This is a genomic window from Bacteroides sp. AM16-13 (assembly GCF_003602705.1).
Lineage (GTDB): Bacteria > Bacteroidota > Bacteroidia > Bacteroidales > Bacteroidaceae > Bacteroides > Bacteroides xylanisolvens.
This window is the reverse complement of record NZ_QTLK01000006.1, coordinates 232,053-246,816: the sequence shown is the minus strand read 5'-3', so window position 1 is coordinate 246,816 and position 14,764 is coordinate 232,053. Positions and strand designations below refer to the sequence as shown.

Here is a 14,764-nt window from a genome sequence, read left to right as displayed (position 1 = left end):
TGCAAAGGTACATTTTTCTTTGGCAATTTTTCATCATGTGTAGATTTCTGTTTCTGATATGAATTATAAATAAGTTAAAGTTTCTTATTATTCGGACTCATTCCTTCTTTTTCAAGGTTTTTGATTGTTTATTTAGAAAAAAAATGCACAAAATAATTGTGTGTTTAAAAAAAAAGTAAGACATTTGTAACATGTTACGTTGCAAATGAGCAATTATTAACAAATGAACAAACCCTAACCAGTTAATTCAATGAGCGATTTAGAGAACAAAAAAACGGAAGAAACTCCGAAAAAACGTCCCTACAATTTGAGGGAAAAGAAAGAAAAGAAGGCTGCATACAGGTCTTTGATTAGACCGGAATTGGCAGACGAGTTGTATGACAAGATCCTGAATATCATCGTTGTACAGAAGAAGTACAAGGATCCTGACTATTCAGCTAAGGACTTGGCGAAAGAATTGAAGACGAATACTCGTTACCTTTCTGCAGTAGTAAACTCACGCTTTGGCATGAACTATTCTTGCCTGTTGAATGAATACAGAGTAAAAGATGCTTTGCATTTATTGACTGACAAACGTTATGCCGACAAAAATGTGGAAGAAATTAGTGCCATGGTTGGCTTTGCAAATCGTCAATCTTTTTACGCTGCATTTTACAAAAACGTAGGTGAGACTCCTAATGGATATCGCAAAAAACATCTCGAAAATAAGAAATAATTGCGCGTTCCGAAATTAGTCAAAAGGAATTACCTCTAAATGAAAGATTTTGGAGATAATTCCTTTTCTCATTTTAATTAATCAATGCTAGCATTATGAAAAAACATCTGATTTTAATGACAGTGGCCGCTACGCTTTTAACATCGTGCGGAGGAAGTAAAACAACAACTGCTGAAGCAGACAAATTTGATTATACAGTGGAACAATTTGCTGATTTACAGATATTGCGTTATAAAGTTCCCGGATTTGAGGAACTGACGCTGAAACAGAAGGAACTGATTTATTACCTGACAGAGGCTGCTCTGGAAGGAAGGGATATTCTGTTTGATCAGAATGGAAAATATAATTTGAGAATCCGTCGGATGCTCGAAGCAGTATATACAAACTATCAGGGAGATAAAACAACGCCTGATTTTAAAAATATGGAGGTGTATCTGAAAAGGGTATGGTTCTCCAATGGTATTCATCATCACTATGGTACGGAGAAATTCGTGCCCAACTTCTCGCAGGAGTTCTTGAAACAGGCTGTACTCGGTATAGATGCCAAGTTGCTGCCGTTGGCGAAAGGACAGACTGCCGAACAACTTTGTGCCGAACTGTTTCCGGTGATTTTCGATCCGACTGTTATGCCGAAACGGGTAAACCAGGCAGATGGCGAAGATCTTGTGTTGACTTCTGCTTGTAACTATTATGACGGAGTGACGCAGAAAGAGGCAGAGAGTTTTTATAGCGCCCTGAAAGACCCGAAAGACGAAACACCGGTTTCTTACGGGCTGAACAGTCGGCTGGTCAAAGAAAACGGAAAGTTGGAGGAGAAAGTTTGGAAAGTAGGCGGACTCTATACACAGGCAATAGAAAAGATTGTTTATTGGCTGAAGAAAGCGGAAGGTGTAGCGGAGAATGAGGCACAAAAGGCCGTCATCACCAAACTGATTCAATTCTATGAAACAGGCAATCTGAAAGATTTCGATGAATATGCCATTCTTTGGGTGAAAGACCTTGATTCACGAATCGACTTTGTGAATGGATTTACTGAAAGTTACGGTGACCCGTTGGGTATGAAAGCGAGCTGGGAGTCTTTAGTGAATTTCAAAGATTTGGAATCAACGCACCGCACAGAAATAATCAGTAGCAATGCGCAGTGGTTTGAAGATCATTCTCCCGTAGATAAATCTTTCAAGAAAGAAAAGGTAAAAGGGGTATCGGCTAAAGTGATTACTGCCGCTATCCTTGCAGGTGATCTTTACCCGGCAACGGCTATCGGTATCAATCTGCCGAATGCAAACTGGATTCGTGCTCACCACGGTTCTAAATCGGTGACAATCGGAAATATAACAGATGCTTATAATAAAGCCGCTCACGGAAACGGATTCAACGAAGAATTTGTTTATAGCGATGCGGAAATACAACTGATCGATGCGTATTCTGATTTAACGGATGAGCTGCATACGGACTTGCACGAATGTTTGGGACACGGTTCCGGTAAGTTACTTCCGGGTGTAGATCCTGATGCTTTGAAAGCATACGGCTCTACCATCGAAGAGGCGCGTGCCGATTTGTTCGGATTGTATTATGTGGCTGACCCCAAGCTGGTGGAACTGGGACTTCTCTCTTCTCCCGATGCTTATAAAGCTCAATATTATACTTATCTGATGAACGGTCTGATGACGCAGTTGGTACGTATCGAACCGGGAAATACTGTGGAAGAAGCTCACATGCGTAACCGCCAGTTGATAGCCCGTTGGGTATTTGAGAAGGGGGCTGCCGATAAAGTGGTGGAATTGGTGAAGAAAGACGGAAAGACTTATGTGGTTATCAATGACTATCAGAAAGTGCGCGAGCTTTTCGGCGAATTGTTGGCTGAAATTCAGCGAATCAAATCGACAGGCGACTTTGAAGGTGCCCGTTCATTGGTAGAAAACTATGCCGTAAAAGTAGATCCGGCTTTACATGCAGAAGTTCTGGAACGTTATAAGAAGTTGAATCTGGCTCCTTATAAAGGTTTTGTGAATCCGAAATACGAACTGGTGACAGATGAAAACGGAAACGTTACGGATGTCACAGTTTCTTATGATGAAGGTTATGTAGAACAAATGTTGCGTTACAGCACTGATTATTCTCCGCTGCCTTCCATAAACAACTGATCTGAAATGGATATTAAAGAACAATTGAAAGATATCAAGACACAGCTCCGTCTCTCTATGAACGGGGCTGTGTCCCAAAGTATGCGCGAGAAAGGGCTGGTTTATAAACTCAATTTCGGAGTGGAACTGCCTCGTATCAAGATGATTGCCGAAGGTTACGAAAAGAATCATGACCTGGCGCAGGCTTTATGGAAAGAGGAAATTCGCGAGTGTAAGATTCTGGCGGGAATGCTTCAGCCGATCGAAACGTTTTATCCCGAGATAGCCGATATTTGGGTGGAAAGCATCCGGAATATCGAAATAGCAGAACTGACTTGTATGAATCTCTTCCAGCATTTACCGTATGCTCCGGCCAAATCCTTTCACTGGATTGCCGACGAACAGGAGTATGTGCAGACTTGTGGTTTCCTGACTGCCGCCCGTCTTCTGATGAAGAAAGGGGATATGACCGAACGTGCCTCCGGCGAATTGCTCGACCAGGCGATTTGTGCGGTACATTCCGACAGCTATCATATTCGTAACGCAGCTTTGCTGGTTATCCGCAAATATATGCAGCATAGTGAGGAACATGCTTTTCAAGTATGCCGCCTGGTGGAAGGTATGGCTGATTCTACCTTGGAAGGAGAGCAGATGCTCTACAATATGGTGAAAGAGGAGCTTGCTGTAGACTAATCTTATTTTCATGGAGTAAGTCCTTTTATTAAATAACGGTTTAATTTTTTAGACGCGGATAACACGGATGACGCGTCTAAAAAATAAACCGTCTTGTTATTCGTTTATTATATAAGCCAATCTACAAAACGAATGATAGCCTCCATTTAATTTATAAAAAAACTGTCTAACTCTGTGATGAACTAAAAAAACTTCTCTTTATCATTTGCTTTCCGCAAAAAAGGCTTAACTTTGTTCGCGCTAATTTTGGCTGATGATGGAAACTCAAAACGTGAAAGATACAGTAAGGCAGATATTCACGGAATATCTCACGGCGAACGGGCATCGAAAGACTCCTGAACGCTACGCCATACTCGATACTATTTATTCTATCGACGGTCATTTCGATATTGACATGCTTTATTCACGGATGATGGACCAGGAGAATTTCCGGGTGAGCCGGGCAACTCTCTACAACACCATTATTCTTCTTATCAATGCACGGCTGGTCATTAAGCATCAGTTCGGTACTTCCTCCCAATACGAAAAATCATATAATCGCGAGACACATCATCATCAGATATGTACTCAATGTGGTAAAGTGACCGAGTTTCAGAACGAGGAACTGCAGCAAGCCATTGAAAATACGAAATTGAGCCGCTTCCAGCTTTCGCATTACTCCTTATATATATATGGAGTATGTAGTAAGTGCGACAGAGCTAACAAACGGAAAAAAGTAAATAACAACAATAAAAAAGAAAAATGAAAGTAGATGTTCTATTAGGATTACAATGGGGCGACGAAGGTAAAGGAAAAGTAGTCGACGTTTTAACACCTAAGTATGATGTGGTTGCTCGTTTTCAGGGCGGCCCGAATGCCGGTCACACGCTTGAGTTTGAAGGACAGAAATATGTGCTTCGCTCTATTCCTTCCGGTATTTTTCAAGGAAACAAGGTAAACATCATCGGTAACGGTGTGGTACTTGATCCGGCATTGTTTAAAGCAGAGGCAGAAGCACTTGAAGCATCGGGTCATCCGCTGAAAGAACGTTTGCACATTTCAAAGAAAGCTCATCTTATTCTTCCGACACACCGTATTCTGGATGCTGCATACGAAGCAGCCAAAGGCGATGCTAAAGTAGGAACTACCGGCAAGGGTATCGGCCCTACTTACACGGATAAAGTGAGCCGTAACGGTGTTCGTGTAGGTGATATTCTTCATAACTTCGACCAGAAGTATGCTGCTGCGAAAGCTCGTCACGAACAAATTCTGAAGAGCTTGAATTATGAATACGATCTTACTGAACTGGAAAAAGCATGGTTGGAAGGTATCGAATATCTGAAACAATTCCATTTCGTAGATAGCGAACATGAAGTGAATAACCTGTTGAAGGATGGTAAGAGCGTGCTTTGTGAAGGAGCGCAGGGTACTATGCTTGATATTGATTTCGGTTCATATCCGTTTGTGACTTCTTCCAATACCGTATGTGCGGGAGCCTGCACCGGACTTGGAGTGGCACCTAACCGTATCGGTGAAGTATATGGTATCTTCAAGGCATACTGTACTCGTGTAGGAGCAGGTCCGTTCCCATCAGAACTGTTTGACGAAACAGGCGACAAGATGTGTACGTTGGGACATGAATTCGGTTCTGTAACCGGTCGTAAACGTCGTTGCGGATGGATCGACCTGGTAGCGTTGAAGTATTCCGTTATGATAAACGGAGTTACCAAATTGATTATGATGAAGAGCGATGTACTCGATACTTTCGAAACAATCAAAGCGTGCGTTGCTTACAAAGTGAACGGTGAAGAGATCGACTACTTCCCGTATGACATCACAGAAGGCGTAGAACCTGTATATGCAGAGCTTCCGGGCTGGCAGACAGATATGACCAAGATGCAGAGCGAAGATGAATTCCCGGAAGAATTCAATGCTTACCTGACTTTCCTGGAAGAACAGCTTGGTGTAGAAATCAAGATTGTATCTGTAGGACCGGACAGAGCACAGACCATCGAACGTTATACTGAAGAATAACAATTGATTTATTATATGGAGGAAAGGCGGAGATTGAAGAAAAACTCCGCCTTTCTTGTTCAATCCTTTGTATAGTCTATCCTAAACACACAAAAATAATGTATGCCTTATGAAAACACGTTTTATAACTTTCCTTTTGTTGTTCGTAATGAACTTGGGAGTATTTGCGCAATCTTCCTATCAGCCTACCGAAGAGAATTTGAAAGCACGGCAGGAATTTCAGGACAATAAGTTTGGTATTTTTCTTCATTGGGGGCTATACGCTATGCTCGCTACCGGTGAGTGGACTATGACAAACAATAATCTGAATTATAAAGAGTATGCCAAACTGGCAGGCGGATTTTATCCTTCCAAGTTTGATGCGGACAAATGGGTGGCAGCTATCAAAGCTTCAGGAGCTAAATATATCTGTTTCACTACCCGTCATCATGAAGGTTTTTCTATGTTTGACACTAAGTATTCGGATTATAACGTAGTCAAAGCTACTCCTTTTAAAAGAGATATTGTGAAAGAGTTGGCAGCAGCCTGTGCCAAGCAGGGCATCAAGCTCCATTTTTATTATTCACATCTTGACTGGGCGCGTGAGGACTATCCCTGGGGACGTACAGGACAGGGCACAGGTCGCTCGAACTCGAAAGGAGATTGGAAAAGTTATTATCAATTCATGAATAACCAGTTGACAGAATTGCTGACGAATTACGGTCCGATAGGGGCTATTTGGTTTGACGGATGGTGGGATCAGCCCAAAACTTTTAACTGGGAATTACCGGAACAGTATGCTCTGATTCACAAACTCCAACCGGGGTGTCTGGTGGGTAATAATCATCATCAGACGCCTTTTGATGGAGAAGATATTCAGATTTTCGAACGCGATCTGCCGGGTGAGAATGTTTCGGGACTTTCCGGACAGGAGGTGAGTCGTCTGCCGTTGGAAACTTGTGAAACAATGAATGGTATGTGGGGATATAAGATTACCGATCAGAATTATAAATCAACAAAGACATTGATTCACTATCTGGTGAAGGCAGCCGGTAAGAATGTCAATCTTTTGATGAATATCGGCCCTCAACCCGATGGGGAACTTCCTGCGGTAGCTGTACAACGCTTGGCAGAGATGGGAGAGTGGATGAAACAATATGGTGAAACGATTTATGGAACACGAAGCGGTGCAGTTGCTCCACATGATTGGGGAGTGACAACACAAAAAGGAAATAAACTCTATGTGCATATTCTCGACCTGAAAGATGCGGCTTTGTTCCTGCCGTTGTCAGATAAGAAGGTCAAGAAGGCAGTCTTGTTTAAAGACCAGTCTCCGGTTCGTTTCACAAAGACGAAAGCCGGTGTTTTGCTCGAATTCGCCGAGGTTCCGAAAGATATTGACTATGTGGTAGAACTGACAATTGACTAATTTTTAGCTAATTCTTCATAAAAGCAAGGGGAAACTATTCTGACATTGAACGTTTCCCCTTATTTTTGGCAAACAATTTGTTTATAAAGATATAGAGTAATAATTAAAATTGAAAAGTATATGATGTCTTATTGGGTATTATTTATAGGAATCGCTGTTGTAAGTTGGTTGGTACAGATGAATTTGCAAAACAAATTCAAGAAGTACTCTAAGATTCCTACAGGAAATGGAATGACAGGACGCGACGTTGCTTTAAAAATGTTGCATGACAATGGAATTTATGACGTACAGGTTACACATACGCCGGGACGGTTGACCGACCACTACAATCCTACTAACAAAACGGTGAATTTGAGTGAAGGGGTGTATGAAAGTAACAGTATAATGGCAGCTGCCGTAGCAGCCCATGAATGTGGACACGCTGTACAACATGCACGCATGTATGCTCCGTTGAAAATGCGTAGTGCGCTGGTTCCGGTGGTAAACTTTGCCTCTTCCATTATGACGTGGGTATTGTTGGGTGGTATCTTGTTGATAAACTCTTTCCCGCAGTTATTGCTGGCAGGTATTATCCTGTTTGCTATGACTACATTGTTCAGCTTTATCACGCTGCCGGTGGAAATCAATGCAAGTAAACGTGCGTTGGTCTGGTTGAGTTCATCCGGCATTACTAATTCGTACAATCATGCACAGGCTGAAGATGCTCTTCGTTCTGCTGCTTATACGTATGTAGTTGCTGCATTAGGCTCACTGGCTACATTGGTATACTACATCATGATCTTCATGGGTAGAAGAGACTAAGAAATGAAAAAGGGAGAAAAGTACGTTTATTAACTTCTCTCCATAGAATATAAAAAGATTCTCCGCAGTCTTTCCGAAGACTATGGAGGATTTTTTGTATTGTTTAGGGTCTTACTTGAGTGTTTCTTTACGATATTGATAGGGGATGGACACAATACGGGTGATTTTTTCAAATATATGTAAGTATTGCTCGGAAATTTGCAGTAAATTTGCGCAATTAAAATTATAAACAGTAATATTATGGCAGCAAAACCAAGTATTCCTAAAGGAACTCGTGACTTTTCGCCGGTAGAAATGGCGAAGCGTAATTATATATTCAATACGATTCGTGACGTATATCATTTGTATGGATTCCAGCAGATAGAGACTCCTTCGATGGAGATGCTTTCTACATTGATGGGAAAGTACGGCGATGAGGGAGATAAACTACTCTTTAAGATTCAGAACTCTGGAGATTACTTCTCCGGGATTACTGACGAAGAATTGTTAAGCCGTAATGCTGCCAAACTGGCAAGCAAATTCTGTGAGAAAGGTTTGCGTTACGACTTGACAGTGCCTTTTGCCCGTTATGTAGTGATGCATCGTGATGAGATCACTTTCCCGTTCAAACGCTATCAGATTCAACCGGTATGGCGTGCCGACCGCCCGCAGAAAGGACGTTATCGCGAATTTTATCAATGTGATGCCGATGTTGTAGGAAGCGATTCGTTATTGAACGAAGTGGAATTGATGCAGATTGTCGATACCGTTTTTAGTCGTTTCAATATTCGTGTATGTATTAAGATTAACAACCGCAAGATTCTTTCCGGTATTGCTGAAATTATAGGCGAATCGGATAAGATTGTAGATATTACCGTGGCAATTGACAAACTGGATAAAATTGGTCTGGATAATGTAAATGCCGAACTGAAAGAGAAGGGAATCAGTGATGAGGCTATTGCCAAGTTGCAGCCGATCATCCTTCTTAGTGGTACGAATGCGGAGAAATTGGCAACATTGAAGAATGTGTTATCAGTCAGTGAAGTAGGGCTGAAGGGAGTGGAAGAGAGTGAATTTATTCTGAATACATTGGAAACAATGGGCTTGAAGAATGAAATAGAGCTTGATCTTACTTTAGCTCGCGGACTGAACTATTATACAGGAGCTATCTTTGAAGTGAAAGCACTGGATGTACAGATTGGCAGTATCACTGGTGGTGGTCGTTATGATAATCTGACCGGAGTATTCGGTATGGCAGGAGTGTCCGGAGTGGGTATCTCTTTTGGTGCAGACCGTATCTTTGATGTCCTGAACCAGCTCGAACTTTACCCGAAAGAAGCTGTAAACGGAACAGAACTTCTGTTTATCAACTTCGGTGAAAAGGAAGCTGCATACTCAATGGGAATTTTGGCTAAGGTACGTGCTGCCAATATTCGTGCCGAGATCTTCCCGGATGCAGCCAAGATGAAGAAACAAATGAGTTATGCCAATGCGAAGAATATTCCGTTTGTAGCTATTGTCGGTGAGAATGAAATGAACGAAGGCAAAGTGATGTTGAAGAATATGGAGACTGGAGAACAGAACCTTGTTTCAGCAGACGAACTGATTGCTATTGTGAAGAAATAAGCGGAGATATTAGAACTAAGTATGTCATCATAATTAGTTAATATAAAGAGGTCGTCTTAACATAAAAATGAAGTGAACCCCAAAAGTTAGATAAAGAACTTTTGGGGTTCGCTTCAAAATAAAAAAGAGAAGATTTCTTTTTTAGTATTTTATTTGATCTAGTATTCCATTGAGGAAAGCAATTGCTACTCCATAGTTCGTCATAGGAATGTGCTGCTCCCGCGCACGTTCGATGCGACTAAGTACGTATTTACGGTTAAACATACATGCTCCGCAATGGATAACTAAAGAGTAAGGAGTCAGATCTTGTGGAAAGTCGGTTCCTGCTACCATATCAATTTGCAGATTCTCTCCAATCCGTTTCCGTAACAAACGAGGAAGTTTCACTCTTCCTATATCTTCTGAAAGGGGAGCGTGCGTACAAGCTTCCGCTATCAGTACACGTGACGATTCCGTCAGTCTTTCGATGACAGCTGCACTTTCTACATAATAGTGAATATCACCCTTATAACCTGCGAAAAGCACCGAGAAAGAAGTCAGTTCACTTTCCTTTGGTTTCTGTTCATAAATCGCTTTGAAAACTTGTGAATCGGTGATGATTAACTTCGGAGGACGGGCAAGGGCTTGCAGGGTTGCAGAAAACTTATCAGTGGTGCAATTCATTACGAGGCATTTTTTATCCAGCAATTCACGGATAGTCTGCACTTGCGGTAAGATCAGTCTGCCTTTGGGAGCTTGGATATCCTGCGGCATTACTAAAAGTACAAGGTCATTCTCCGCAACAAGTTTCCCGGTGATACTTTGTTGACCGAAGTCCGAAGGTAATTTTTCGAGGATGGCTTGCCGGATCAGTTCGATTCCTATCTTTTCTTTGGCACTGATAAGCAAGGGGTGTATTTTACATTGTTCCTCGATATATGTAGCTAAATGATCGCTATTCTCTCGTATATCTATTTTATTCAATACCGGAATGACAGGGATATTCTTCTCTTTCAATAGCGCCAGTATCTCTTTTTCATGAAAAAAGGTAGTGTCTTCACATAATAACAATGCAATATCCGTTTTTTCAATAGCCTTTAAAGTCCGGCTGATACGCAGTTCTCCAAGCTCTCCTTCGTCATCGAATCCCGGAGTATCTATAAAAAGACAAGGACCAATACCTTGAATCTCCATTGCTTTAGACACAAGGTCGGTAGTCGTTCCGGGAGTATTTGAAACGAGCGCGATGTCCTGTCCTGTCAACGCATTGATAAGAGAAGACTTACCACTATTCCGTCTACCGAAAAGGGCGATATGAAGTCTGTTGGCATTTGGAGTATCTGTTAAGCTCATAAACGTATTATTTAAAATCTAAAGTCTCTTTGTCCTGCAGCTATTGCTTTGAGATTCCGGATAGCTATTTCCCTGATTTTGGGATTGGGGATTCGTTCCGTTTCTTTTAGAACCAGTTCCAATCCTTTCTGTCGCGTATCTTCTGAAGCATAATCTTCCAGATACTCTTTCAGAGTCATCAGGGCATTCGGTCCGCAACAGTTTGCTATCTGACCGGATTTCACTAATGACATGAAACGGTCTCCCGTCCGTCCTTCCCGGTAACAGGCTGTACAGAAGCTGGGGATATATCCGAGTTCGAGCAACCAGTTGACCACTTCGTCTAATGTCCGGGTGTCGCTCACATCAAATTGGGCAGAATTATGATCGGGTAATTCCGTTTCAGCATATCCGCCTACACTGGTACGTGAACCGCCACTGATTTGTGAAATACCCAATTCGAGCACTTTCTTGCGTGATTCTTGCGATTCACGTGTAGAAATAATCATTCCCGTATAAGGAACGGCAATTCGGATAACAGCTACAATCTTGCTGAATATCTCATCCGAAATAGCGTTCGGGAAATCTTCCGCATCGATGTCATCTGCCGAACAGATGCGCGGCACACTGATTGTATGCGGCCCTACACCGAATTTGGCTTCCAAATGTTCGGCATGCATTAATAATCCGATAAAATCATACCGATAAGTATTCAAACCGAAAAGGACGCCAATGCCTACATCATCGATTCCTCCTTCCATCGCGCGGTCCATCGCTTCGGTGTGATAAGCGTAATTGCTTTTAGGTCCGGTGGGATGGAGAGCTTCGTAGTTATCTTTGTGATAAGTCTCTTGGAATAAGATATACGTGCCGATACCCGCTTCTTTCAATCGGCGATAATTTTCTACTGTAGTGGCTGCGATATTTACGTTTACCCGGCGGATAGCTCCATTTTTATGCTTGATACTATAAATCGTCTGAATAGATTCCAGAATATATTCTATCGGGTTCAGTGACGGATGCTCACCGGCTTCAAGAGCCAGTCGCTTATGTCCCATATCCTGCAAAGCAATTACCTCCCGGCGGATTTCTTCCTGTGTCAGTTTCTTGCGTGCAATAGTCTTGTTTTTGGCATGATACGGACAATATACGCAACCGTTTACGCAATGATTAGATAAATAAAGCGGTGCGAACATGACGATACGGTTGCCGTAAAACTTCTGTTTGATTTCTTTAGCGAGATGAAAGATACGTTCTATCAGGTCAGGTTGGTTACACTCCAGCAGAATGGCCGCTTCCCGGTGTGTCAGTCCCTTGCACAACGCTGCCTTTTCAATCAGTTGTTCAATCAGGACACGATTATCCTTATTGTTCTGTGCATATTCCAGCGTATCCAAAATTTCTTCGTGATGGATAAACTCTTCTGCTTTGGATGAATCTTTTTGGTATATCATAATATTCTTTGTTTTTTCACCACAGATTACACGGATTCACACAGATTAAAATTTAATTCGAAATAAATCTGTGTGAATCCGTGTAATCTGTGGTGCACTTAAAGTCGCCTCTTTCGGTAGATATCTCATAACCGATGGAATTCAACTGCTTTTGTAAGGTAGCCAGTCCTTCGGCGGATTCTGCTCCGAGTGAAGCTTTGTCATTGTATAATTCATATTTTCTCCGTTCCTCCCGGGGAGACAGGTTGGGCATAACCACATTTGCACCTGCCAATATACCCCGCTCCCTACCATCAGGGATAAGAGTGGCGAGAGCCGTTGTTGCCGGAATCAATGCGGATGGATGCATCAAACGGAAGATAGATAATAGAAGAATCGTCCGTTCCACCGTTCCGCTGGGATATTGGGCAAAAGGCGTATCATGATGGGGTAGGAAAGGACCGATGCCGATCATTTCCGGCTGTAGCTTTTCAATGAACAAGATATCCTCGATGATATGTTCTACTGTTTGCCCTGGGCTGCCGACCATAATTCCGGTTCCTGTCTGATAGCCGATGTCTTTCAAATCCGCTAAACATTGTAGGCGCTGTTTGCCAGACATTTCTGCCGGATGCAGTTGCCGGTAATGCGACTCATTATATGTTTCGTGACGTAACAGATAACGGTTGGCTCCGGCACGGAAGAAACGTTCGTATGCATCACGCGATTTTTCTCCGAGCGACAGTGTAATGGCACAATCCGGATAATTCTGCCTGATACGGGCAACAGTCATTTCTATCCGATCGTCTGTCAGTGCGGGATCTTCTCCTCCTTGCAACACGAAAGTGCGGAAACCTAATTTATATCCTTGCCGGCAACAGTCCAGTATACTTTCCAGGCTCAACCGGTAACGTTCGATATTGGGATTTCCTTTTCGGATACCACAGTAATAACAGTTGTTCCGGCAGCAATTGCTGACTTCAATCAGTCCACGGATATAAATCTTATTTCCGAAGTGGCGGAGAGCGACTTCCTGCGCCTGTTTATTGATGTAACGCAGGGTTTCTGCGTCACATCCGGTCAACAGTTGCCGGAGCTCTTCCGGGCTAAGTGTTCTTTCCTGCCGTAGTTTATCGATCCATTGTTTCATAGCTCTCTTTTCGTTTGAGCAGCTCTTGTGCCAATTGGCGACGTCCCGAAACAATATCATTATGCGTACTTGGCCCGGTGATGCATCCACCCTCACACGCCATCACTTCAATAAACTGTCCCACAGCCTTTCCTGTCTTGGCGCAAGCACGCAACAGAGCGATATTCTTTTTATTGATGTCCGACACTTGTATTGCATTGATTTTATCCGCTTCTTCTTTCAGATAAGCTTTGACAGCTCCCATCACACCACCTGCCTGTGCAAATCCATGTGCTTCGCGAACAGACGTATGTAATACAGAGAACTCCTGTACCTGTTCCAGTTCAATACCCAGTCCGTCGAGAATCGAACCGATTTCTTCAAACGTCAGAATATAATCCACTGCTTCGTCACGACGTACTTCTTTGCGTTTAGCCACACAAGGACCGACAAACACAACCTTAGCATCCGGATGCTTCTCTTTGGCAATCCGTGCGGCGTAGTACATCGGTGATCCGGTGGTAGAAACGTAAGGTTTCATATCCGGAATATGTTTCTCAACCAGTTCGATATAAGAAGGGCAACAGGAAGTAGTCATAAACTTCTGTCCCTCTTCCAATTTCTCCAGTAACTCGTGTGCTTCATTGCTGGTGGTTGCCATAGCACCTTCAGCCACTTCGATCACATCTGTAAATCCTATTTCTTTGAAAGCACCGTACACCTGTCCGATAGAAGTCTTAAACTGTCCCAGAATAGACGGAGCAACGATGGCAACCATCTTTTCTCCTTTACGGATGCGTTGCAATACATCGAATGTTTGCGAGATTTCGAAGATAGCACCGAACGGACAAGCATTCATGCATTTTCCGCAGTAGATACACTTGCTTTCATCAATGTGTTCTATGCCGTGTTCATCTTTGCTGATAGCTTTTACCGGGCAAGCCTCTTCACAAGGCACGGGAATATATACAATAGCGTGATAAGGACAACTCTTGTGACAAATACCGCAACTGACACATGTGTCATGGTCAATCATTGCCTGACCGTTTTTCTTGAAACGTATCGCATCTTTGGGGCAGTTCATGTAACAGCTACGTGCCACGCATCCGCGACAAAGGTTGGTTATTTCATAATTGATCTGTACACAGGAAGAACAGGCCTCGTCGATGACGCACATAATATTTTCCTTGTCCGGTTCGGGGCGGCTCAATGCCAATCGCGCATATTCAGAAAGCGGGGTAACTTCGTCGTGTTCGTCTGTCATATCCAGTCCCATCAGAGGAAAAGTCTTGTACCTCCACACTGCGCGTTCTTTATGTACGCAACACCGTCCTAGGGGTTTTGATTTTCGTGGACTCAACTCAATCGGGAGCCGGTCTATCTTTTCCACTAATTCGTCGTTTTTCCAGAGTTTAACGAGGTCTGCCAGCAATTTATGCCGGACAATCATAATATTATTCGTAAATGCCATATTGTAATAAAGAGGTTGTTAGTTAGTTGGTGCAAAGATACGAACAGAATTTCAATATTTAA

12 protein-coding genes are annotated in these 14,764 nt (G+C 42.7%); 8 read left to right on the top strand and 4 right to left on the bottom strand.

From position 1 onward, the window contains the following. Nucleotides 1-250: 250 nt before the first annotated feature. The 8 genes from DW173_RS06910 (at nt 251) to hisS (ending at nt 9,358) form a co-directional block, all read left to right on the top strand. A complete protein-coding gene (locus DW173_RS06910) occupies nt 251-715 on the top strand; it encodes a helix-turn-helix domain-containing protein (protein ID WP_004301101.1) in 465 nt (154 codons plus the stop codon). 95 nt (nt 716-810) lie between these two features. Next, nucleotides 811-2,859, top strand: coding sequence for a dipeptidyl-peptidase 3 family protein (locus DW173_RS06905; protein ID WP_074705300.1), 2,049 nt, complete (start codon nt 811-813; stop codon nt 2,857-2,859). 6 nt (nt 2,860-2,865) lie between these two features. Further along, nucleotides 2,866-3,531 (top strand): DNA alkylation repair protein, encoded by a 666-nt coding sequence (locus DW173_RS06900; RefSeq protein WP_049703437.1) that lies wholly within the window; start codon nt 2,866-2,868, stop codon nt 3,529-3,531. 256 nt (nt 3,532-3,787) lie between these two features. Then, nucleotides 3,788-4,276 carry a Fur family transcriptional regulator gene (locus DW173_RS06895; protein WP_008025868.1) on the top strand — a complete coding sequence of 163 codons (489 nt, stop codon included), beginning with the start codon at nt 3,788-3,790 and terminating at the stop codon, nt 4,274-4,276. After that, nucleotides 4,273-5,544: an adenylosuccinate synthase gene (locus tag DW173_RS06890; protein WP_004301093.1), complete on the top strand. Its 1,272-nt coding sequence runs from the start codon at nt 4,273-4,275 to the stop codon at nt 5,542-5,544. The genes DW173_RS06895 and DW173_RS06890 overlap by 4 nt, the downstream gene beginning before the upstream one ends. 109 nt (nt 5,545-5,653) lie before the next feature. After that, nucleotides 5,654-6,952 (top strand): alpha-L-fucosidase, encoded by a 1,299-nt coding sequence (locus DW173_RS06885; protein WP_118408793.1) that lies wholly within the window; start codon nt 5,654-5,656, stop codon nt 6,950-6,952. A gap of 120 nt (nt 6,953-7,072) precedes the next feature. Next, nucleotides 7,073-7,753 (top strand): zinc metallopeptidase, encoded by a 681-nt coding sequence (locus DW173_RS06880; RefSeq protein ID WP_004301089.1) that lies wholly within the window; start codon nt 7,073-7,075, stop codon nt 7,751-7,753. A gap of 240 nt (nt 7,754-7,993) precedes the next feature. Continuing rightward, a complete protein-coding gene (gene hisS, locus DW173_RS06875; RefSeq protein WP_120144125.1) occupies nt 7,994-9,358 on the top strand; it encodes a histidine--tRNA ligase in 1,365 nt (454 codons plus the stop codon). A gap of 141 nt (nt 9,359-9,499) precedes the next feature. Here hisS and hydF read toward each other — a convergent pair whose 3' ends face one another. Genes hydF through DW173_RS06855 form a run of 4 tightly spaced genes read right to left on the bottom strand, consistent with a single transcriptional unit; the run spans nt 9,500 to nt 14,702 of the window. After that, nucleotides 9,500-10,690, bottom strand: coding sequence for a [FeFe] hydrogenase H-cluster maturation GTPase HydF (gene hydF / locus DW173_RS06870; protein WP_118408797.1), 1,191 nt, complete (start codon nt 10,688-10,690; stop codon nt 9,500-9,502). Between the two features lie 11 nt (nt 10,691-10,701). Continuing rightward, the gene (hydG, locus tag DW173_RS06865) at nt 10,702-12,123 is read right to left on the bottom strand and encodes a [FeFe] hydrogenase H-cluster radical SAM maturase HydG (protein ID WP_074705312.1); all 1,422 of its coding nucleotides are present in this window, start codon (nt 12,121-12,123) and stop codon (nt 10,702-10,704) included. Nucleotides 12,124-12,175: 52 nt separating this feature from the next. After that, nucleotides 12,176-13,252 carry a [FeFe] hydrogenase H-cluster radical SAM maturase HydE gene (gene hydE, locus DW173_RS06860; protein WP_087322718.1) on the bottom strand — a complete coding sequence of 359 codons (1,077 nt, stop codon included), beginning with the start codon at nt 13,250-13,252 and terminating at the stop codon, nt 12,176-12,178. Next, nucleotides 13,233-14,702, bottom strand: a complete 1,470-nt coding sequence (locus tag DW173_RS06855) for a 4Fe-4S dicluster domain-containing protein (protein WP_087322714.1) — start codon at nt 14,700-14,702, stop codon at nt 13,233-13,235. The genes hydE and DW173_RS06855 overlap by 20 nt, the downstream gene beginning before the upstream one ends. Nucleotides 14,703-14,764 lie beyond the last annotated feature (62 nt).